Origin of the sequence: Paenibacillus sp. FSL P4-0184 (assembly GCF_038004625.1) — a bacterium.
Lineage (GTDB): Bacteria > Bacillota > Bacilli > Paenibacillales > Paenibacillaceae > Paenibacillus_AQ.
Map to the genome: position 1 here is coordinate 3,971,742 of NZ_JBBORN010000001.1, position 21,367 is coordinate 3,993,108.

The window sequence follows — 21,367 nt, forward strand, 5'->3', positions numbered from 1 at the left end:
CAGGTATAATAGCATTTGTAGAGAACAAAGAGAAAAGAATGATATATTGAAGTGTTAAGAGGGGGATGGATCAGTGATTGTACCTGAACGTAAAAGAGTCGCCATAATAGGAATCGGCAATATAGCCCGCAAAGTATATTTACCACTGCTCTCTCAGCATGATTATGCCGAGGTAGTTGGTGTTCTCAGTCATTCACCGACAACGGTGGAGCAGGCCGTTCATACCTACCGTTTTCCTAAAGGGACGACGAAGCTGGAAGAGCTGTTATCTTGGGATCTGGATGCAGTATTTGTACATAGCCCAACAACTACTCATTATGATATAGTAACAAAATGTCTCGAACGTGGGATTTCGGTATATGTAGATAAACCACTTTCCTATGATCTAGAAGAGTCCAGAAGGATGGCAGAGCTAGCACAAGATAAGGGGCTTTTGCTAGGAGTGGGCTTTAATCGCCGTTTTGCCCCAATGTATGTCACCGCCAAGCAATGGCTTGAAGAAGTTGGCGGAATTAGCCATTGCAGTGCGATTAAACATCGAACGAAGCTACAGACAAGCACCAGCCGCGAAACCGTACATGATGATCTTATCCATATGCTTGATTTGCTGTTGTGGTTGTGTGGAGATCAGTATGAACTGCTTCGTAGTCATCTTCACTCTAGTGGAGAAGGTCGTCTGCTGCAGGCATCTGGAATGCTAGGCTGGAAAGATAGTGCAGTTGGGATGTACAGTATGGTTCGTGAAGCTGGTGTGGATTTGGAGAAGCTTGAGCTGCACGGAAATGGCAGATCGGTGGAAGTAGTGGATCTAGAAAAAGCCATTCTTTTTGAAAAAGATACCTTACCGCATATTCAAGGCTTTGGAAGCTGGGATACTGTACTCGATAGAAGAGGTTTTAGTGGAGTGGTGAATAATTTTCTTAGCAACATAAATACACCGGAGCTATGCAGCATTGCTGCTTCAGCGGTTCTGCCTAGTCATATGCTGGCGGCACAGCTTGCTGAATGAGGTCTCTGAGAAAGGAGAAGAATATATGGAGGATAACCGTAAATTAGTGGAGGAACAGATCATCGAAAGCTATAAGCGCGAAGAAGAGATGATGATTCTTGTATTCGCTCAGTGGTGTGTAAATAATGGACTCGATCCACATGCTCTATACTTGCAGGCTTATCCGCAGCAGGAAGGGAATGAAGCCTTGCGTCAGGCACTTGCCCTCACGGTTTCCGCGGAGGAAGCGGGGGACATTTCTGATGACACCGTTCTGGGTGTACTTTCGCTTTTTGGAAATGATGACTTGGCACAAATCGTAACTGAAGCGATTGCTCTAAGGGGATCTAAAGGACCAATGGGGGATTGACATTGGGGATATAATAATAGAGTCAGATGAACTTTTTTCGGTAAACGATGTTCATCATGGTTAAAATGTGTTAATATTATATATACTAACTAATAGTAAGTTTCGCTAGTGAGAGGTGAGAACAATGGAAGAACATCAATTTGCGATGTGTCCCAGATTTGAAACAGCCTTCTCTTTCTTAGGCAAACGTTGGAATGGACTTATTATTCAGACATTGATGAGTGGACCGAAGCGTTTTAAAGATATCTCCGGCCTCATTCCTTCAATGAGCGATAAGATGCTGTCCGAGCGGATGAAGGATTTGGAAGGTGAGGGTATCCTGGTTAGGCATGTATACCCAGAAACACCCGTACGTATTGAGTACGAATTAACAGACAAAGGCCGTGCGTTGCAGCCTGTTATGCAGCAGATTCAGTCTTGGGCTGAGAGCTGGGTAGACTAAAATTCACAGTAATGTTGTGGCCCTTTTTCCGGAATGGTGGAGAAGGGGCTTTTCAATTTCTAAATATTAGACAGTGACAGTTTTGTTCCAATCCTTTATGCTTGAAAAAAACTTGCACAGTTTAAAAATAATTGTAATATAATAGAAAAACATTGTATGATCCTTGAATGGAAACGCTCGCGTATTGGTTTTTGCTCAAATCTACTCAGCTGGAGTACAGGCATAGCAAAACTATTAGGAGGCGAGGGAGATGAAGACGAAGACGACCCTGTTTTCCCGGGAAATAACGTATGGAAAAAAGGATGTTGCTGAGCTAGAGAATGCTTCTATCAAAGTACAGCTCATCTATGACAAGACGTTGTTCATGCTGCATAGCCATCTTCCTGATTCCTTATGGGATGCGTGGATTGGCGTGCCTTACAGCATTATCTCTTCACTCTACAAAGGAAACAATGATAGTGGGACTATTTTTCAAAAATGGATTCAAAGTCCGACCGGCTGGAAGTGTATTGGTTGTGAACGGCATTGTCTGGAGTCCACGGAACCTCCACTGGATGTAAATGCGGCGAATCATGGGCGACAATATAAGTTTCATAACGGCATTCGCCAGAGTATGGTGCTTCAAGCCTTAATTTGGTCCATGTACGAGAATACCGTATTATTCAAACCCTTTTTAGGCGACGAGCCTTTTTTTGACGATGATGATTTGCATACGATATCCTCTTATTTCGTTCCAACTTATCTTAATGAGTTCCACCTTATTGAGCGGTCTAAGCCATGTAAAGAATACAAAGATCAGGATATACGAGTCTTTCAGGAATGGATTTCCGCACCTGATCTTGTCCTTAAATGGAATGGTGGCTTGACGGAAGGCAGATGGATGACCGGTGTTTATATGGATCACTCCCGTTTTGCCGGATTAGGACCTTATTTGAAGGATTCAAAGGGACAGCGGACGTATATGCAGGCTTATGTGCAATAAAGTGAGTTGAAAAAGCACCTTTGTAGGCAAAGGTGCTTTTTGCGTTTACTTTGCATGTACATCAATCTCCAATTTCGTTCAAAAATAAGATACAATTTCCGTGCGTACAATCACAAGTCAAAGTTCCTTTCAGGGTTAAGGTGAAGAAGTGGATAAGATTTATTCAGAACCTAATCCCATAACCCAAGGAGGAGCTATAATGGAAACTAAACAACTTAATGATAGTATTTCGGATTCGAAGCAAGCACAATCGGTACAGGCTGGGTTTACCCCAGATGCACTAGTGAGGGATATTGTATTACAGTTCCCTAAAGCGGCAGATTATTTCAAAGCAAAACGGATTGATTTCTGTTGCGGTGGAGCTAAACCTCTTGCTGAAGCAGCTGCTGAGCGTGGTCTGGATCACGAGATAATCATTGGCGATCTAAACAAGCTGTTCGAAGAGTATCCAGTACCCCAAGAGGAAATCGTTTGGAATACTGCACCTTCAGAAGAATTAATTGACCATATTATTAACAAACACCACCGTTATCTTCGTGAAGAGCTACCCCTCATTAGCCAAAATGTAACTAAGGTATATCGAGTGCATGGCGGAGATTCTCCCCATTTGGTGGAGTTATATAACTTGTTCAACACACTTAAGGAAGATTTACTTGAGCATACGGCTAAAGAAGAAGAAGATGAGTTTCCTAAGCTGTTGACATACGCTGCTAATCCTAGTGAAGAAGGCCTGACATCGCTTCGTGAGTCATTGTCTGAGCTGGAGAGTGAGCATGATGGTGCGGGCGATATTTTGAGAAAAATACGTAGTATAACAGATGATTTCACTCCACCGGCGCATGCTTGCACTACCTATCGATTGACATATGCCCGGCTGGAAGAGCTGGAGAGTATGACTTTTGAACACGTTCATTTGGAGAATAATATATTGTTCCCTAGGTTTCAGTGAAGATGAATAGTGTTCTAAAGAGTCCCTTAGGGGGCTTTTTTTATAGGGAATTATAGAATGTACAGAAAAGCGGATAACTCCGTTGAAAAAGGTAGAAGAAATGATCGTGAAAAATATGGGTAAGATCGATTGATGGATGGATGGCAGGCAGGTTGGCGGAAGGATGCTTAAACGCGGACTACGAGATAGCGCCGAATGAGCAAAAAGAGGGGAATAAAGGTTAGCTTTCAAAGTTTTTTGCCAATTTTTAATATCATTGGGGAGATAATTAAAGGTACTGAGAAGTAAGCTTATTATTACTTATTTGAGAACATGGCTTGTTTAAGTTATCCTTAAAAAGACAGTATACATAACTTTACAAGCCTGAGACGCTATATGGTCATTAGGCGGGACAAGGCGGTGCCAGGATGCCCATGCGATCTTTGTGGAAATTGATGTTAGGATTAGTCATTGTATTCATAATAGGTGGATGCTCTACTAACAATGACGGCAATAGTAATGCTAATAATGGTGTGGCAGGATCAGAGGGACCGACAATATCGATAAGGGTTGGTGATAATGAACTGCTTACTAAACCATCAGATAGGTTACTTAGTGGGAGTTATAGAAATGGAATATCGATCATGGAGCTACTGAAAGGTAGTAATGTTGTCACATTTGCTGAGGATAACTCAAGCATTGTTTCGGTAAAGGATTTTTCGCTAGAGGCGGGAATGGTTTGGGAGCTTCAGATGGGCGGTCAAATCATTGGGAATGCGGATTGGAATAATACTGTAGGGTATGATTCACAGCTAGTCTTCACCGCGAAGTCGAAGGACCATCAAGCACCACTTCAAACTGTAAGGCTGACCTTGAACGGTGGAAGTGTAGAAGTAGACTTGCATCATACGTATATTATGTTATTTAAAGAGGATTTAACTGTAAGAGATTTGCTCAAAAGCTGTAGCAGCGTACATTTGGCCGATGACAATAAAAAGGTGCTTTCCGTCGACGATTATACTCCTCTTAGTAATGAAGAATGGAAGCTGAAGGTGAACGGAAAACAACTACTCGATGATGGAATGGATATGAAGCTCAGGGCTCAAGATGAATTGGAGATTTTATTGACTTTACGCTAAAAAATCGTACATTAAGCCAGATCAACGGTTGTTCAGAATCGTTAATCGGGCTTTTTATGTGGAAAAGATATCTAACAATTATCAGTACACTAAAGTGTGAAAATATTCACAATTGAAGTGACTGCAATCACAATGACGACTTGAATTTGAACCGTATAATTCCAATATGTAGAAGAGAAATTGATCAGGTATTCATAAGCTTGAGGAGGCACCTAACCATGACAACGATAAGAGAAAAACTAGTATTAGTCGGCAACGGTATGGCAGGCATAGGTACGATTGAGCAGATATTGAAGCTGGGTGGAGCTTATGACATCACGGTTTTTGGAAGTGAACCTCACCCCAATTACAATCGGATCATGTTGTCTTATGTTCTTGAAGGAAGTAAGAGCCTTAATGATATCATCCTAAACGACTGGAATTGGTATGAAGACAATAATATAACTCTACACACGGGAACAACGGTCACACGAATTGATGAAGGCTCGAAGCAAGTTGTTACGGATAGTGGGATGATAGTCCCCTACGACAAGGTAATTATTGCGACAGGCTCGAATTCGTTTATTTTACCTGTACCTGGCAGTGATAAAGAGGGCGTTGTAGGATTCCGGGACATTTCAGACTGTGATGCGATGCTGGCAGCGGCCAAACAATACAGCAAAGCAGCTGTTATCGGCGGAGGTTTGCTTGGGTTGGAAGCGGCAAAAGGTCTTGTGAACCTTGGTATGGATGTTACCGTAGTTCATTTGATGGAAGATCTGATGGAGCGTCAGCTTGATCGGAATGCCTCCTCGATGCTGCAAGCTGAGCTGGAGCGTCAAGGCGTGAAATTTGCTATGGGCAAACAAACGGTAGAATTGAGCGGGGAACAGAGAGTAAGTGGATTGCGTTTTAGTGATGGCAGTACGCTTGCTGCAGATTTTGTGGTAATGGCTGTTGGAATCAAACCGAACGTGACATTGGCAAAACATAGCGGAATCTCCGTAAATCGTGGGATCGTGGTGGATGATTATTTGCAAACTTCCATGCAGAATGTATATTCCATCGGCGAATGTGCTGAGCATCGCGGTATGTGTTACGGACTGGTGGCTCCACTATTTGAACAAGGCATGGTTCTAGCTAAACATTTATGTGGTAGCGATACCAAGCCTTATGAAGGTTCGATTGTTTCCACGAAGCTTAAAATATCTGGGGTGGATGTATTTTCTGCAGGTGAGTTTTTGGATTCTACTGAACACACTGTGATCTCAAGCAAAGATGAATGGAAGAAAACTTATAAGAAAATTTTGCTCAAAAATAATGTGATTGTCGGTGCGGTCTTATTCGGTGATGTGACGGAGTCTGCGAATCTTCAAAAGTTAGTAAAACAAGGCGCAGTAATGACCGATGAGATTTATACGGAGGTTATGGGAACAGGCTGCTGCGGTGGCGGAGCTAAGAAGAGCACATCCGTGGAAGCAATGGCGGACGAAGAAATTGTCTGCGGCTGCAATGGTGTAACTAAAAAAGCGATCGTAGATGCTGTTACTGAACATGGTTTTACTACTGTGGATGAGATCAAAGCATGCACTGGCGCTACTCGCTCTTGTGGTGGTTGTAAACCCGTAGTAGAACAAATCCTGCAATTTGTCTTAGGTGACAGTTTCCAGCAAGCTGCTAAGCAAGGTATTTGTGGGTGCACAACGCTTAGCCGTGATGAAATTGTTGCTGAAATTACAGCTAAAGGTCTTAAAACAACAAAAGAGGTCATGAATGTACTCGGTTGGAAACAAGAGGAAGGCTGCTCTAAGTGTCGTCCGGCGATTAACTATTATCTAGGGATGATGAACCCTGATACCCATCAAGATGAGAAAGAATCCCGATTTGTAAATGAAAGAATGGGTGCGAATATTCAAAAAGATGGAACCTACACCGTGATACCTCGCATGTATGGTGGGGTAACAACGCCGGAGGATTTGAAGAAAATCGCCGATGTCTCCCTTAAATATGATGTGAAAGTAGTGAAGGTAACTGGAGGGCAACGCCTGGATCTAATCGGTGTGAAGAAGGAAGATTTGCCTAAGGTATGGGAAGAGCTGGATATGCCTTCCGGCTACGGTTATGCCAAATCCCTGCGTACGGTTAAGACTTGTGTGGGCTCCCAGTTCTGCCGCTTTGGCACACAAGATTCGCTGGGAATGGGCGCGCTCATAGAACGTAAGTATGAACGTCTTGATTTTCCTGCCAAGTTTAAAATAGCTGTCAACGGCTGTCCACGTAACTGTGCGGAATCCTGCACGAAGGATATTGGCATCGTTGGAAATGATGGTGGTTGGGAAGTGTTTATCGGTGGTAACGGTGGGATCAAGCCACGGATCGCAGACTCCTTCTGCAAAATTAAGACCGATGAAGAGTTGATTGAAGTGTGCTCCGCTGTGATGCAATATTACCGTGAGACCGGCAATTATTTGGAGAGAACTTCCGAGTGGGTTGAGCGTATGGGACTTGAGCAGATTCAAATGGTTATTTTGAATAATGAAGATAACCGCAAAGAGCTGGCCGCACGGATTGACTTTGCTCTGACTCAGGTTACGGATCCTTGGAAAAAAATGCTCAATGACAGCAGCACTCGTGCTGCGCTTTTTGAAGAAACAAGAGTCTAGCGGGATATAACGCACACAGAAGGGGAGAGACCAATGAATAAGACAACACAAACGTATCCAATAGGATCAGTACAGGATTTCCTGCTGCAGATTGGCCGTGTGGTGATTGCTGGAAATGTGGAGCTGGCTGTATTTCGTACCTCTGACGGAGCGATCTATGCACTTGAGAATCGGAGCCCTCATCCAAAAGGGGGGCCGCTTGCGGAAGGGATCGTTTCGGGTCACTTTCTTTATGATCCACTGTATGATTGGAAAATAGATCTTCGTACGGGTGAAGTTCAGGCACCGGATCAAGGTATCGTTATGACTTATCCAGTCTCCCTTGTCGGAGACATTGTGACAGTGAGCTTGTAGACACCGAAGCTTGTAGTAAAGGATGAAATAGAAAACGGTGGGGTGGAGTACTATGTTTACTCAAAGTGTGGAAAACATTGTCGAGGCGGCAGTCAGCAAGCGAGACCAAATGAATGAAAGTTTACCAAGATATTTTCTAGCAGCCCTTTTGGCAGGAGCATATGTAGGCATTGGGATTATCCTTATATTTTCGCTGGGAGCGCCTCTAGCGGCTGCCAAATCGCCTTTCCAACCCCTCATTATGGGTGCATCCTTCGGTATTGCCTTGACTCTTGTTGTGTTTGCAGGCTCAGAGCTGTTTACCGGAAATAATATGTTCTTTACGGTTAGTACACTAGCTGGTAGAACAAGTATCTGGGATACTGTCAAGAACTGGGTGCTTGTGTTTGTAGGGAATGTGGTAGGGGCAGTGATTTTAGCACTTTTGATTCGAGGAACTGGACTATTCAGTGCGGCTCCCCCAGAGCATCTGATCTTTGCGGCTGCAGCCAAGAAAATGAGCCTTCCGTTTTCGGAGCTATTTTTCCGTGGAATTCTATGTAACTGGCTGGTCTGTCTAGCGCTATGGATGGCCTCACGCGCTAAAAGTGAAACTGCGAAGCTGGTTCTAATCTGGTGGTGTTTGTTTGCCTTTATTGCGAGTGGATATGAGCACAGTGTGGCTAATATGACGCTGCTGAGTGTTGCTGTATTGCTCCCGAATCACCCGGACACCGTTACAATTGCCGGATGGATGCACAATATGATACCCGTTACATTAGGGAATATAATTGGTGGTGGCGTATTCGTTGGCATGGCCTACTGGATGATCTCTCCCGTGCGTGGTACACAGACCAAGCGTTAAGAGTATATTTATAGTTATAGGGCTGACCCAATTTCGGGTTCAGCTCTTTTTCTAAATATAAGAAAGTATAAGTTTCACGCTATAAATTATCCTTATATTTCTCGCATAAACGCTTACCGTCCATTAGGGACGCCGAAGGCGTTTTTGCTTGTCTTGTGGTATAAAAAAAGACGCCTATGTTAGGCGCCTTTGACCACTCTATTTTATAATGTGTAGAATAATTGGGTCATGTATGTTTCATTGAGGAGAATAGAGGGTACATTATAATGGAATTAAATTCGGCAGATCTCGTTTGGACACATTTCGCAGTGGCAAATTTCCTGCAGCATGCCAAGATCCTTGATGACAATCATACCGTTCTCGTACTCAACCGCGTCTTTTTTACGCAAGTCACTCAGCATCCGGTTTACACTCTCACGAGTGGCACCGATCATGTTGGACAGATCTGTATGCGTAATTTTTTTGTTGATGAGGATGTTCTCACCATCGCTGCTCTTCTCACCATAAGTATTACCAAGTCGAATGAGAGTGGAACAAAGTGCGCCTGGTTTGCCATACATCATCAGATCACGGAATTTCGTTTGAGTTAGACGGTGATGAATGCCCATCCATTTCATAAAGTCGATGGCAAAATCACAATGTTGGCAAATGAGAATTTCTAAATCCTTTTGCTCGATAACGCCAACTTCACTTTCTTCAATCACTTCTGCAGTAAAGCTGTGTTTGGTGCTGAAGAATGGGTCCGCTTGACCTACCATATCGCCGGCTTGGTACATATAAAGAATAAGTTCTTTACCTTCATCCGTTGATTTAGTTAATTTCACACGTCCACGTTTGATATAAAACAATTTATCCGAGTAGTCGCCTTCCCAGAAAAGATGTGAACCCTCTGGAACAACGCGTTCTTTCATAGTAACAAGAAGTCTGTTGAAATTCTGTTCGGAGAAACAGTTTGTATTTCCGTGGGCTTCGATGACATTGTAATGTTCTTTTAGCATAATCGACATCCCCTTTATTCCCTCAGTTTTTCAGTAAATTTTAAATTAATTATACCTCTAAAATCTTCGATTTGGTTAAGAAAAACCATTTAAAAGTGTCGAATTTTCAACATTGTGATTATTTTCACTTCAAAAGTGCTAGATGTAATATGATTTTTAACTAAAAAGGAGTAAGAAGTATATGTTCTTTATATATCAGCAGTGGCAATCCATTATTCTCAAATAATGGGTCTGTTGCTGTTTTTTTTTTGTTCTTATTAGATTCTACATATTATACTGCAAAAATTCATGATATAGAAATCCGTTCGATTTCAACTCCGTATAAATGCACACATCTTCATTAAGGTCAGACATTGGCGCAACGGGTATGGAACGATATCCTGAGAATGGAGCAAAAACCAGGAGAAGGGGAAATCATACATGGCTAAAGTGGCAGACAAATATCTTAAGGTAGATCCTTGGGCAATTATTGAAGAGGGCTTTGATCCAGAACGAAATCGGACCTCGGAATCTATTTTTTCACTGGGAAATGAGTATATGGGTGTGCGGGGGTATGCTGAGGAAGGTTACTCTGGGGATTCCCTGCAAGGCAGTTATTTCAACGGGCTAAATGAACAATTGGACATTGGCAATCATTATAAAGGGATTATTCGCTCGCTGAGATATATGGTAAATGCGGTGGACTGGCTGTATACGCGGATCACTGTGAATGGTGAAAAGCTTGATCTGGCAAAAAGTAAAATATCGGATTATGTGCGCAAACTGGATCTTCGTAGTGGGACCTATCGGCGGGAGCTAATCTGGCACCTAGATGATGGGAAAAGCTTAAAAGTTGTCTTTACACGCTTGGTAAGTATGACGATGTCTCATCTGGGACTACAACGGGTGGAATTTGAGCCCCTTAATTTCTCGGGCAGCGTGGACATTTGTGCAGGTCTTGATTTCAGCATTATTCATGAGGAACGCGGCGAATGTATGTGGAGTAGTCTCCGCAGTGGAGAACAAGGATCTACCACAGCTATTATGGCGAGAACAGTGAATACAGCTAACAAGCTATTCTCTAGCTTTTCGTTACAATCTTCACAGCCGCTTCAGCTTACGCGAGTTGAATATGATAAATTTATTGGACAAAGCTTTACTATGGATCTTGCTCAGGGAAAAGCGACCCATTTTACAAAGCTGGTTATCAACTGTTCGGATAGTGAATCTGCCCATACAGCTGAAGAGCTGTGGAGCAAGGGGATAGCTCTTGCTGAAAGTGCAAGCCAACTGAGCGATACTCAAATATTCGCGGATCAGACGGCATATTGGAATGGAATCTGGGAGACAAGTGATATTCGGATCGAGGGCGATCCTGAGAATCAGCAGGGCATTCGTTTTTGCATTTTCCAGCTTTATCAGACTTATCATGGTGATCATCCTGGGTTCAACATCGGCGCTAAAGGATTGACGGGAGAAGTGTATCGTGGTTTGGCGTTTTGGGATACAGAGTCGTATTGCTTACCATTCTATATGTTTAATAATCCTAAGGCTGCACGGAGTTTACTGGACTTTAGATATAAGACATTACCTCAGGCTATGCAACGTGCTAAAGATGTTGATTGCGATGGCGCTTGCTACCCTATTGCTACAATAGACGGAACTGAAAGCTGTGATCTCTGGCAGCATTCGAATCTTCAGCTTCATGTAGGGACTGCTATTTCCTATGGTATCTGGCATTATGTTAAAAATACTGGGGATAAAGAATTCCTGCACAGTAAAGGTGCTGAAATGCTGATTCAGATCAGTAGATTCTATGCTACACGCGGTCAATGGGGTCAACAGAGTGGGAAATATGGATATTTTGGCGTAATGGGTCCTGATGAGTTCCAATTGATGGTGAATAATAACTGCTATATTAATTTGATGGCCCAAAAATCATTTGAATACACCCGTGACACCCTGAGTGAAATGAAAAAACAGGCACCAGAGGCTTTTGCATTGGTTGCGGAAAAGACGGGGCTTCATGACGAAGAACTTACCGATTGGAAAAATAAAGCAGACAATATGAAGATTCCGGTTGACGAAGTGACAGGAGTATTTGAGGAGCATGATGGATTCTTCGATATGCCACATATTGATATTCATTCCATTCCTGTAACAGAGTTTCCGCTCTACTCGAACTGGTCGTATGATCGATTGTACCGTTATGACATGATTAAGCAACCGGATGTTCTCATGTTTATGTTCTTATATAATGGACAATTCTCTAAAGAAGCGAAGCTGGCTAACTATGAATATTACGAGTCTAGATGTATTCATGAGTCTTCACTTTCACCTTCGATCCATTCGATACTGGCAAGCGAAATCTGCAAGCCAGAAGAAGCCTATTCGTTCTTTGAATTTGCGACAAGACTGGATTTAGACAATTACAACCGTAACACACGCGAAGGATTGCACACGACTTCGATTGCAGCCGCTTGGATGAATATTGTGTATGGCTTTGGAGGTATGCGTTCAGATGGGGATCGTTTGTCCTTCCAGCCTTCATTGCCTGAGCGCTGGAACGAGTATAGCTTCCAAGTGATGTATGAAGGGGTATTACTACGTATTTTGGTCAACAAGACTTCAGTAACGCTAACCGCAATTAATGGGGGTAGCACTGATATTATAGTGTATGGGCAGTCAATTACGGTGGACGCATCCGGGACGACGCTTCCGCTAGGTGAAGGGATGTTGGCTCGATGAGCTGGGCGGTTAGGGATAGCTGTTTTGACAAGCAACTGGTGACGACGAACGGGAACAAATATATGTTAGGCAATGGCTATATGGGGTATCGCGGGACTCTTGAGGAATTCGGTAAAACTGAGTTGGTTGCCGTAACTTTAGCTGGTCTATATGACAAAGCGGGAGATAAGTGGAGAGAACCTGTCAATGCTCCAAATGGATTATGGACCAAGATTGTCTGCAACGGTCAACCTTTAAGTGTGCTAGAGCGTGAACCGAGCTCTCATGTTCAGGAGCTGAATATTCGTAGTGCCATTCATCATCGGAGCACTGGCTATATTCTATCTGATGGTAGGATGTTGACATTTACAGCAGATCGTTTCGTAAGCCGGGACAATCTTCACCTGCTCGTTAGTAAATACTCTATCCATAGTACACAGGACTGCCAAATTGTGATTGAGACCGGGATTGACGTAGATGTATGGGATATCAATGGTCCCCACCTCTATGGTCAAAAAGTACAGTCACAGGGTGAGGTACTAGTCTCTTCCTCCACTAGTGGAGAATTGAACATTCCGGTAGTTGTGGCGGAGAGAGCCGTATTTAATTTCGGAGATCAGCAACTGGATGTGGGCGCTAGTATTCGCCGGATTTCTTTTGAAGCGCGTGCGGGTGAGACCTATGAATGGTTTAAGTACGTTGCGGTATATACTGGACTTGATGTTAGTGTACCGGAGTCAGAAGCAGTAAAGTCTGTCCTAGCTGCTGAATCGCTCGGTTATGACGAGTTATTACAGGCTCATCGCCAGCAGTGGGAAGAAAGATGGTCACTTAGCGATGTCATTATCGAAGGTGATGAGGATGCCCAGTTTGCTCTAAGATACAGTATTTATCAGCTGTTAATTATTGCACCTACAGTTTCGGAAAAGGTTTCTATCCCGGCTCGAGGTTTATCGGGTCAGGTCTATAAAGGGGCCGTATTCTGGGATACGGAGATGTTTATGCTGCCTTTCTTCCTGCATACTGATCCAACGGTTGCTCGCAACCTGATGATGTACCGGATTCATACCTTGGACGGAGCTCGCCGGAAGGCCGCGGAATATGGTTTTTTGGGAGCATTCTATGCTTGGGAAAGTCAGGATACAGGAGACGATGCTTGTACTCTGTTTAATGTGAATGATGTATTTACCGGTCGACCAATGCGGACTTATTTCCGCGATAAGCAGGTTCATATCAGTGGGGATGTTGTACATGGGATCTGGAAATACGTTCAATTTACAGGTGACGAGAGTCTGCTGACTAGCGGAGGGGCGGAAGTGATCTGGGAATGTGCCCGGTTCTTCTACTCTTATGCTTACTATAATTCAGTAAAAGAACGCTTCGAGATTCTAGATGTAACAGGTCCAGACGAATATCATGAGCGTGTGAACAATAATGCTTTTACGAATGCTCTGGTTAAGGAGACACTGGAGATTGCCTTGCGCACAGCAGAATTGCTGCAAGATAAGTATCCGGAAGTGTACAATCAACTCTCTACAGAGTTTAGCGAAGGTCCGTTTCTGACAGAGTTCAAAGCTATGCTGGATAGCTTCTATGTTCCGCAGCCAGACCCTGCCAGTCTTGTCATCGAACAATTCGACCGTTACTTCACCTTAGAAGATGTTAGGCTGCCAGATTTGAAATCCCGTGTACTTAACAAAAATGAGTATTTGGGTGGCGGTAATGGATTAGCCACAACCACAACAATACTGAAGCAAGCGGATGTCGTATTGATGTTAAATCTATTCAAACATTCCTTCACCAAGGAAGTGAAACAAGCGAACTGGGAATTCTACGAACCGCGCACCGAGCATGGGTCAAGTCTTAGTCCTTGTATCTACGCTTTGGTAGCTGCCGATATTGGTTCGCCGGATTGGGGATATCCATATTTTATGCGCACGGCTACTGTTGATCTCACGGGAGAATCTAAGCAGTACGTAGGCGATCTTTATATCGGTGGTACCCACCCAGCCGCTAACGGTGGTGCTTGGATGGCTGCGGTGCTTGGTTTTGCAGGGTTGGATTATGATGGGGAAACTGTCCATATCAAACCTTCACTGCCTAAACATTGGCAGTCTGTTGAGCTTCCGGTTACGCTTCGGGGAGATACCTTTAAACTGCGGATCAGCAAGGATGAAGTTACAGTTACCACAGCAGCTGACTACAGCGGGACTCTGGTGTTCTCGGTACAAGGGGGAGAAGGAAAGTCCTGTGGTGCAGGTGAGAGCTTGCGGCTAACCTTGGCTGAAGCAACAGTATAGACATTAACTAACAACGGAGAGGAAGTAAATCCATGTTGCAAAATATGAAGGGTGCCATTTTCGATCTGGACGGCGTTATCGTAGATACGGCCAAATATCATTATTTGGCTTGGGCGAGTCTTGCTGACGAGCTAGGCTTTACATTTACAGAGGAGGATAACGAACGTCTTAAGGGCGTGAGCCGGATGAGATCGCTCGATATTCTTCTGGAAGTTGGTGGCCTACAATTTGAAGAAGCGGAGAAGCTTGCGATGGCGGAGAAGAAGAATCGCCTATATGTAGAGTACATCTCTAAGCTTGAGGAGTCGGAACTGCTTCCTGGGGTCAAAGAATACTTAACTGGACTGAGGACGCGCGGGATTGGAATTGCGTTAGGTTCAGCTAGTAAGAATGCAGAGTTTATTTTGAATAAGCTGAACATTACGGATCTGTTCGATGCCGTAGTTGACGGTAACAAAGTGTCACTTGCCAAACCGGACCCGGAGGTATTCTTGATCGCTGGTCAGGAGCTAGGCTTACAGCCGGACGAATGTGTCGTGTTTGAGGATGCGGAAGCGGGCGTTCAAGCAGGTAAGGCTGCAGGTATGAAGGTAGTAGGTATAGGTAAGCCGGAAGTACTGAAGGAAGCCGATATGGTTGTAAAAGGATTGTATGAGTTGTTGAGTTAAATAAAAAGGTGACCGACTCCAAAGTAGCTGATGCTACTGTGGGGTCGGTCTTTTTTTGCTTTAAATTCCTGTGCTCACGCTGTGTATTCAGCTATCAAGTACAACTGCGCACACCAAGTAGTAATGTCGCTCATTGGGTAATCCAATCGCTCATCCAAAAGCTCAACAAATGTGAAGCCCACAACAGTGTAAAACAGAGGAGAATAATACCTCTCATAGCCCCACGCAGTGGCCTTCACTCTCCCTCCCTTTTTTCTGTTTTCGGTTTTTAGGAGTTCCGTTGATGGAGTTGCGAAGTGGAGGTTTGGAGCTGAAGAAACGAAGTGGTCGCCTTTATCCTCGGATTTCTACCGCCAAGCGGTATAAAATCAGGAAATCTGAGGATAACAGCGATCGTAAGCCCAAACGCTCCACGAAGTGACGTCTATATCACCGTACCCTCATAATCCTTCCAAGAAATGACCAGTTATAAGTGTCCCCCAAAGCCCCACGCAGTGGTCCCTGCCCGCCCTCCCTTTTTTCTGTTTTCGGTTTTTTTGAGAGGGAAGAAGGTCATGGAGAGGAATTTTGGAACTGGAGGAGCGAAAGCGTCCGCCTTTGTCTCCGGATTTTATCCGCCAGTGGCGGTATAAATCAGAAAATCTGGAGACAACAGCGGCCGTAAGTCCAAAGTTTCCTCGTAATGACACCATGATTCCCTCTCATTCAAATCCGCACAACAGAAAAAAACTACATACAAATGACCATAAAAAACTTTAAAATGAACATATGTAAGCGTTTATCTCTTTGATATAGTTATTGAACCCGGAGGTGTGATTATAGTGTTGTCTAGGCTGATTAGATTGATTCGAAAGCTGAGCGTCAAGCAGCAGCTCATCCTACTATTCCTGATTATGATATCTCCTATTTTCTTTTTGAACATATTTGGGAATTTGAAGGCGGAGCAAATACTGAAGCGCCATGTTACGAATGCATATGTGGAATTGAACAAGCAGAACTTTACGATCATTAATCGGGATATCGATACAGTAAATAAAATCACTACCACCGTGATTCAAAATCCTCTGATTCAGCAAATGAATATGACTGGCTCGGATACCATACTGGAGCGGGTCAAACGATATGAGACAATAGAGAAACTCTTGGTCAGTTACTCTCAGGGGGCTGAACGTGGTGATGGCATCTATTACTCCCTTTATATATACGATCCGAATGATTATTACTTTTTTGCTCCCAATTTTCCACAGGTTAAGAAGGCGGGAGTTTATTTCTTTTCTAAAGTCGAAGAGCCTTACTGGTTTGAGGAGGTTGTTCAGAAGAAAGGACGCGGCTCGCTGAAGTTCACAGAGAGGCTAAGCGCACAAGCGGAGAATTTAAAGACACTTACTTACATGAGAGCTGTAAACAACATTTCCAGAAAAGCGGAGACCATTGGAGTGTTGGTTATCACCAAAATGGACTCAAAAATTGGAGAATCCCTCAAATCCATCTCTTTGCCTGACGGCGAAATTTACTTAACAGATTTAAACAATCGTGTTCTCGCCTCCACTACGAATAATACTGGAGAAGTGATTGAGCTGCCGGAGACGGTTGTTGCCGAGGATCTGGAAGGTACAGTGGATGTGATTACCTCTGATTTTATCTATGTGGTTAACAATAACCATGCGCTTGGACAAAAACTGGTTTACAAAGTTCCGGTGAAGGCGCTACTGCAGCAACAGAACGAAATGAAAAGTGTTATTCAATATATCACCGTGGCTTATGCAGTATTTGGACTAATTATGATTACGTACTTCTGGCGTTCATTAATGACTCCTTTGCAAAAGCTGGCTTTTTTCGTGCGAAAATACGAGCCGGGTAATCGAGTTCCAGAGACACCACGGAGGGGGAGTAACGATGAGGTCAGTGTGCTGATTGCTTCTACCTATGATATGGCCCGAAGGCTGAACGGATTAATCACATACAAATATCAGATGGAGCTTAAACAGAAGGAATCCCAGCTTCAACTTCTATATCAACAAATCAACCCTCATTTGCTTTACAACACCCTAGAGAGCATTTATTGGAAAAGCTCTTTAGAAGGAAATGTCGAATCCGCCGAGATGATCAAGGAATTGTCCAAACTAATGAAGATCAGTCTTAGTCGGGGAAGGGAGCTGATCAGCCTTGAAGAAGAGCTGGAGCATGCAACGGCCTATATCAAGCTACAGCAGCACCGTTATGATTATGTATTTCAAGTTGTGATGAATATTCACCCGGATACGAAAAGCAACCTAATTCCAAAAATCACGCTGCAGCCATTAATAGAAAATGCTATTATTCATGGGGTTAAAAATATGGGCGAGGATGGCGAGATCATCATTACTGCAGTATGTGAGGATGAAACTGTTAGGATCTCTATTGAAGATAACGGCTATAAGTCTGTTGACTATGAGGCCATAGAAGCTGTATTGAATGATGAAAGCCCCAATCCCACTAGCGGTTATGGTATCCGCAATATTAACCAGCGTATTCATTTACATTTTGGCTCTGATTATGGCATCAGCTATACCCCTCGTACAGAAGGCGGAACGCTAGTAACAGTTAAGCTTCCGAAATCGGAGAATCAGGACTAAGGAAGGGGAGCATGCAGATATGTTCAATATATTGGTTGTGGATGACGAACCATTGATTTGTAAAGGATTGAGCAATTTATTAGCTTCATCCGGGCTGGATATTTCTAATATCTATACAGCTAATAGTGGATTTGAAGCACTAGACTGTATACGTATGGAGGAAATTGATCTGCTCGTTACGGACATACAGATGGGTGCGATGAGTGGAATTGATTTGATGCAGCATGCCAAACTAGCCAAACCATGGGTACAGACCATCGTGATTTCTGCTCATGAGACGTTTCAATATGCTCAAATGGCTGTTAGGCTCGGGGCAAAGGACTATTTAATCAAGCCTTTGAATAGTGAGCAGTTTTTGGATTCGGTCCGAAATGTGCTCCTTAAGATGGGGAAGCCCTCACCAGAACTAGATGTCTTCATGTCTGGAATTAACGAAAGCTTTCGACTGGAAGAGCCGCTGCCGGAATATAGCAAGCTCTTGAACGAATTGCTCACTGACCCTGGAGTTGTACTAGCTGAGGGAGATAACCTCCTGAAGCTGGATAACCTGAAGCTACAAGGGCCGTATTTTTCCGTCTTAAAACTTAAGGTGCCACTGTCTGGAGCGAACCAGGAAAAGCAGTATACTATGCGGGACAGACGGCTTCTTTGTTATGCTGCGCTGAACATTGCCAAAGAATTAATGGATCAGGAATGGAACTCGATAGCCTTTTATGCGCCGGATGGAGAAATTACGATCATTATTCAATGGGATGAAAAAAGCTATGAGGATTCTTCTGCCGGCCAAATCAACAGGCTAGATATACTTGGTCGTAGTCTACATTTTAATATCCATAAATATTTACATCTGAACGTAGTCATTGGCATTAGCCAGATTTTAAAGGGGCTTTCGTTTATGGCCGTTTTGAACCGCCAAGCCTCTAATGCAATTCTCTGGAATAATGAGCATAGTGACCATTACGTGTTCTATTATGGGGATTTCAACTGGAACAGTTACACGAGTGATCCTTCTGTAGAAGAACTTCATACGCATAGCAATCTGATCGTACAAAAAGCAAAAGAATATATTGACGAGAACTATGCTCAAAAAGGACTGACGATTCACGATGTGGCTAAGAAAAATCATGTTAGCCCCAATTATTTGAGCTACCTATTTAAGAAAAATACAGGTTATAACCTGTGGGAATATGTAATTAAGCTCCGGATGGAGGAAAGTCGGGAGATGATTTTGAATACCGATCTTCGCAGATACGAAATTGCGGAACGTGTGGGTTATGAATCGCCCGAGCATTTTAGTAAAATTTTCAAAAAATATTATGGGATTAGCCCCAGCGAATTGAAGAAGTAAAAACACTCATGACTTCGGTAGATATAGACATGTTCAGTACAACCCTCATTTCCTACAATTTAAGGTAGGAAGCATTTTGCGAAAAATGCTGATAGAACAATGGAATGAGGGAGCCTGATGAATCAAACCGCAGTAGTAACCGAAAACCCGGCGACGCTGAAGGGGACACCGTACAAGCAAAACCGCTGGAAGAAAAACTTTTGGGGATATATGTTCCTCGTACCTGCCGTAATTATTTTTATTATGTTCTTGTGGGTTCCAATTTTTAAAGGCTTACTGTACAGCTTCTACCATGTTGATTTTGTGAAAGGTAATAGCTTTGTAGGCTTTGAGAACTACAGTAGAGCACTTAGTGATCCAGATGTTTTGACCGCATTAAAGAACACTGGGTATTACATGTTTCTATGTCTTATTATCGGTTTTTGGGTTCCGATTGCTTTTGCTATCATGATCTCGGAGCTGAGAAAGTTTGGGGGCTTTGTACGTGTAGCGGCTTACCTTCCTTTCGTAATGCCTGGTGTGGTTCTCTATGGACTGTGGAGATGGCTTTATGATCCGGTGGGCCCGATTAATGCGTTACTAGGCACAATGGGTGTGGATCAGGTTGCCTTCTTAACAGATACAAGATGGTCGATGATTTCCCTTGTGTTTATGGAAACATGGCAGCAGTTCGGATCAGGGATGCTAATATACTTAGCTGCTGTACTCAGCATTCCAAGAGATTGGTATGAAGCCGCTGAGATTGATGGAGCAGGTATATGGGCACGTATAAAGTACATCACATTGCCTTCACTGCGTAATTTAATCTTTTTGATGCTGATCCTGCAAATTATTGGTACTTCACAAGGGTACCAGTCACAGATGGCGCTGCTTGATGGTGGGCCAAATAATACTACGCTTACCTATGCGCTGTTGATCGTGAAATATGCATTTACAAGACTCGATTATGGAACAGCTACTGCGCTTGGCATGTTAATGTTCATTGTCCTAGGTGGTTTGGGCATTTTACAGTTCAAGCTTAACAAGGAGGACTACTAAGATGAAAAGCGCAGATAGAGGAATTCTTTCAGAACACGATTTGAAAAAAACAAGTAATAAGATTGTTTATGGCTTGATGTGCGTAGTCATTTTGGTTATGGTTTTTAGCATGCTGTACCCGATTTGTATGACGTTATTCAACGGGTTGAAGTCGAATCAAGAGGTGAATTCATTCCCGCCTCATTTTTTCCCTCAGGAATGGCACTTCAGTAACCTTAAAGACGCGATGAACTACATTGATCTACCCATGTTCCTTAGAAACACCATTTATATCTTTTTAGGGAATATGGTCGTGACTCTTGTGGTTTTGGGAATGTCAGCTTTTAGTATTTCTCGTATGAATGTTCCTTACAAAAGAGCTATTTACTTCTTCTTTCTTATGACATTGTTTATTCCGGCTACCAGTTACATGATCCCGAACTTTGTCAATTTGAAGGAGCTTGGATTGCTAAATCAGTACGCGGCCTTCTGGTTGCCAGCGGGAGCGAACACGTTCTACTTTCTATTGTTAAAGAACTTTTTTGACGGAATTCACCCGGAAATCTTTGAAGCAGCACGAATTGATGGCGCCTCTGAGCCGAGAAGCTTTTTCTCCATTGCCGTGCCACTATCCATTCCGATTTTTGCTACATTAGCGATCTTTATCTTTTCTACCGCATGGAATGACTGGTTCTGGCCATCTCTGGTTATGCACAGTGAAGAGAAATATACGCTTGCGACAGCCATTTATAAATACGTTATTAATGTGAAGGCACTCAATACTAATATTAAATTTGCAATCCTGTTTATAGTATCCTTGCCTCCAATCATTGTCTTCTTGATTTTCCAGAAATTCATTATGCGTGGGGTTGCTTTGTCGGCAGTGAAAGGATAAGCAATTATCGACGAATTTACCCACGGATCGTAAACATGCACATGAAAGGAATATAAATGCACCTCGTTTGTAAACGGTTTCTAATTTATGATCGCTATGTAAGATAATTATGAGTTGAAAAGGGGAGTTTC

General features: G+C 43.2%; 19 protein-coding genes. 17 read left to right on the forward strand and 2 right to left on the reverse strand.

Features of this window, described 5'->3' with window-relative positions; all coding sequences use genetic code 11:
- The first annotated feature begins 73 nt into the window (after window positions 1–73).
- The 9 genes from MKY52_RS17335 (at window position 74) to MKY52_RS17375 (ending at window position 8,689) form a co-directional block, all read left to right on the forward strand.
- Window positions 74–1,009 carry a Gfo/Idh/MocA family protein gene (locus tag MKY52_RS17335; RefSeq protein WP_149646721.1) on the forward strand — a complete coding sequence of 312 codons (936 nt, stop codon included), beginning with the start codon at window positions 74–76 and terminating at the stop codon, window positions 1,007–1,009.
- A 25-nt stretch (window positions 1,010–1,034) separates the two neighbouring features.
- Window positions 1,035–1,358: a hypothetical protein gene (locus MKY52_RS17340; protein ID WP_042190561.1), complete on the forward strand. Its 324-nt coding sequence runs from the start codon at window positions 1,035–1,037 to the stop codon at window positions 1,356–1,358.
- A gap of 124 nt (window positions 1,359–1,482) precedes the next feature.
- A complete protein-coding gene (locus MKY52_RS17345; protein WP_042129916.1) occupies window positions 1,483–1,800 on the forward strand; it encodes a winged helix-turn-helix transcriptional regulator in 318 nt (105 codons plus the stop codon).
- A 250-nt stretch (window positions 1,801–2,050) separates the two neighbouring features.
- Complete coding sequence (locus tag MKY52_RS17350; RefSeq protein ID WP_341052522.1) at window positions 2,051–2,782, forward strand: hypothetical protein; 732 nt, start codon at window positions 2,051–2,053, stop codon at window positions 2,780–2,782.
- Between the two features lie 199 nt (window positions 2,783–2,981).
- Window positions 2,982–3,731 carry an iron-sulfur cluster repair di-iron protein gene (ric, locus tag MKY52_RS17355; protein WP_076284448.1) on the forward strand — a complete coding sequence of 250 codons (750 nt, stop codon included), beginning with the start codon at window positions 2,982–2,984 and terminating at the stop codon, window positions 3,729–3,731.
- Window positions 3,732–4,138: 407 nt separating this feature from the next.
- Entirely contained in the window at window positions 4,139–4,849 is a 711-nt protein-coding gene (locus tag MKY52_RS17360) for a hypothetical protein (RefSeq protein ID WP_341052524.1), read from the forward strand.
- A gap of 218 nt (window positions 4,850–5,067) precedes the next feature.
- Window positions 5,068–7,491: a nitrite reductase large subunit NirB gene (nirB, locus tag MKY52_RS17365; protein WP_341052527.1), complete on the forward strand. Its 2,424-nt coding sequence runs from the start codon at window positions 5,068–5,070 to the stop codon at window positions 7,489–7,491.
- Window positions 7,492–7,524: 33 nt separating this feature from the next.
- Window positions 7,525–7,845, forward strand: a complete 321-nt coding sequence (locus MKY52_RS17370) for a nitrite reductase (NAD(P)H) small subunit (protein WP_042190549.1) — start codon at window positions 7,525–7,527, stop codon at window positions 7,843–7,845.
- A 52-nt stretch (window positions 7,846–7,897) separates the two neighbouring features.
- The gene (locus MKY52_RS17375; RefSeq protein ID WP_341052530.1) at window positions 7,898–8,689 is read left to right on the forward strand and encodes a formate/nitrite transporter family protein; all 792 of its coding nucleotides are present in this window, start codon (window positions 7,898–7,900) and stop codon (window positions 8,687–8,689) included.
- Between the two features lie 272 nt (window positions 8,690–8,961).
- Here the strand turns inward: MKY52_RS17375 and MKY52_RS17380 are convergent, their stop codons facing one another.
- Window positions 8,962–9,687, reverse strand: a complete 726-nt coding sequence (locus tag MKY52_RS17380; RefSeq protein WP_042129903.1) for a Crp/Fnr family transcriptional regulator — start codon at window positions 9,685–9,687, stop codon at window positions 8,962–8,964.
- Between the two features lie 420 nt (window positions 9,688–10,107).
- Here MKY52_RS17380 and MKY52_RS17385 point away from each other — a divergent pair, with 420 nt between their 5' ends.
- Genes MKY52_RS17385 through pgmB form a run of 3 tightly spaced genes read left to right on the forward strand, consistent with a single transcriptional unit; the run spans window position 10,108 to window position 15,361 of the window.
- Window positions 10,108–12,414, forward strand: a complete 2,307-nt coding sequence (locus MKY52_RS17385) for a glycoside hydrolase family 65 protein (protein ID WP_341052533.1) — start codon at window positions 10,108–10,110, stop codon at window positions 12,412–12,414.
- Window positions 12,411–14,693, forward strand: a complete 2,283-nt coding sequence (locus MKY52_RS17390; protein ID WP_341052536.1) for a glycosyl hydrolase family 65 protein — start codon at window positions 12,411–12,413, stop codon at window positions 14,691–14,693. Before MKY52_RS17385 ends, MKY52_RS17390 begins: the two co-directional genes overlap by 4 nt.
- Window positions 14,694–14,725: 32 nt before the next feature.
- Window positions 14,726–15,361 (forward strand): beta-phosphoglucomutase, encoded by a 636-nt coding sequence (gene pgmB, locus MKY52_RS17395; RefSeq protein WP_076300843.1) that lies wholly within the window; start codon window positions 14,726–14,728, stop codon window positions 15,359–15,361.
- A gap of 74 nt (window positions 15,362–15,435) precedes the next feature.
- Here pgmB and MKY52_RS17400 read toward each other — a convergent pair whose 3' ends face one another.
- On the reverse strand, window positions 15,436–15,600 hold the full coding sequence (locus tag MKY52_RS17400) for a hypothetical protein (protein ID WP_341052540.1): 165 nt from the start codon (window positions 15,598–15,600) through the stop codon (window positions 15,436–15,438).
- Between the two features lie 44 nt (window positions 15,601–15,644).
- Between MKY52_RS17400 and MKY52_RS17405 the strand changes: the two genes are divergently transcribed.
- The 5 genes from MKY52_RS17405 to MKY52_RS17425 all read left to right on the forward strand — a co-directional run bounded on the left by MKY52_RS17405 (window position 15,645) and on the right by MKY52_RS17425 (window position 21,236).
- Complete coding sequence (locus tag MKY52_RS17405; protein WP_341052541.1) at window positions 15,645–15,782, forward strand: hypothetical protein; 138 nt, start codon at window positions 15,645–15,647, stop codon at window positions 15,780–15,782.
- 400 nt (window positions 15,783–16,182) lie between these two features.
- Window positions 16,183–17,976, forward strand: coding sequence for a cache domain-containing sensor histidine kinase (locus MKY52_RS17410; RefSeq protein ID WP_445667129.1), 1,794 nt, complete (start codon window positions 16,183–16,185; stop codon window positions 17,974–17,976).
- Between the two features lie 19 nt (window positions 17,977–17,995).
- Window positions 17,996–19,324, forward strand: a complete 1,329-nt coding sequence (locus MKY52_RS17415; RefSeq protein WP_341052543.1) for a response regulator — start codon at window positions 17,996–17,998, stop codon at window positions 19,322–19,324.
- 117 nt (window positions 19,325–19,441) lie between these two features.
- Window positions 19,442–20,362 carry a carbohydrate ABC transporter permease gene (locus MKY52_RS17420; RefSeq protein WP_042129891.1) on the forward strand — a complete coding sequence of 307 codons (921 nt, stop codon included), beginning with the start codon at window positions 19,442–19,444 and terminating at the stop codon, window positions 20,360–20,362.
- A gap of 1 nt (window position 20,363) precedes the next feature.
- Window positions 20,364–21,236 carry a carbohydrate ABC transporter permease gene (locus MKY52_RS17425; RefSeq protein ID WP_042190530.1) on the forward strand — a complete coding sequence of 291 codons (873 nt, stop codon included), beginning with the start codon at window positions 20,364–20,366 and terminating at the stop codon, window positions 21,234–21,236.
- The last annotated feature ends 131 nt before the right edge of the window (window positions 21,237–21,367 follow it).

Excerpts from the sequence above, each read along its gene's own strand:
- MKY52_RS17340 (WP_042190561.1), top strand. The coding sequence starts at position 1,035 with ATGGAGGATAACCGTAAATTAGTGGAGGAACAGATCATCGAAAGCTAT.
- MKY52_RS17345 (WP_042129916.1), top strand. The coding sequence starts at position 1,483 with ATGGAAGAACATCAATTTGCGATGTGTCCCAGATTTGAAACAGCCTTC.
- MKY52_RS17350 (WP_341052522.1), top strand. The coding sequence starts at position 2,051 with ATGAAGACGAAGACGACCCTGTTTTCCCGGGAAATAACGTATGGAAAA.
- ric (WP_076284448.1), top strand. The coding sequence starts at position 2,982 with ATGGAAACTAAACAACTTAATGATAGTATTTCGGATTCGAAGCAAGCA.
- MKY52_RS17360 (WP_341052524.1), top strand. The coding sequence starts at position 4,139 with ATGCCCATGCGATCTTTGTGGAAATTGATGTTAGGATTAGTCATTGTA.
- nirB (WP_341052527.1), top strand. The coding sequence starts at position 5,068 with ATGACAACGATAAGAGAAAAACTAGTATTAGTCGGCAACGGTATGGCA.
- MKY52_RS17370 (WP_042190549.1), top strand. The coding sequence starts at position 7,525 with ATGAATAAGACAACACAAACGTATCCAATAGGATCAGTACAGGATTTC.
- MKY52_RS17375 (WP_341052530.1), top strand. The coding sequence starts at position 7,898 with ATGTTTACTCAAAGTGTGGAAAACATTGTCGAGGCGGCAGTCAGCAAG.
- MKY52_RS17380 (WP_042129903.1), bottom strand. The coding sequence starts at position 9,687 with ATGCTAAAAGAACATTACAATGTCATCGAAGCCCACGGAAATACAAAC.
- MKY52_RS17385 (WP_341052533.1), top strand. The coding sequence starts at position 10,108 with ATGGCTAAAGTGGCAGACAAATATCTTAAGGTAGATCCTTGGGCAATT.
- MKY52_RS17390 (WP_341052536.1), top strand. The coding sequence starts at position 12,411 with ATGAGCTGGGCGGTTAGGGATAGCTGTTTTGACAAGCAACTGGTGACG.
- pgmB (WP_076300843.1), top strand. The coding sequence starts at position 14,726 with ATGTTGCAAAATATGAAGGGTGCCATTTTCGATCTGGACGGCGTTATC.
- MKY52_RS17405 (WP_341052541.1), top strand. The coding sequence starts at position 15,645 with ATGGAGTTGCGAAGTGGAGGTTTGGAGCTGAAGAAACGAAGTGGTCGC.
- MKY52_RS17415 (WP_341052543.1), top strand. The coding sequence starts at position 17,996 with ATGTTCAATATATTGGTTGTGGATGACGAACCATTGATTTGTAAAGGA.
- MKY52_RS17420 (WP_042129891.1), top strand. The coding sequence starts at position 19,442 with ATGAATCAAACCGCAGTAGTAACCGAAAACCCGGCGACGCTGAAGGGG.
- MKY52_RS17425 (WP_042190530.1), top strand. The coding sequence starts at position 20,364 with ATGAAAAGCGCAGATAGAGGAATTCTTTCAGAACACGATTTGAAAAAA.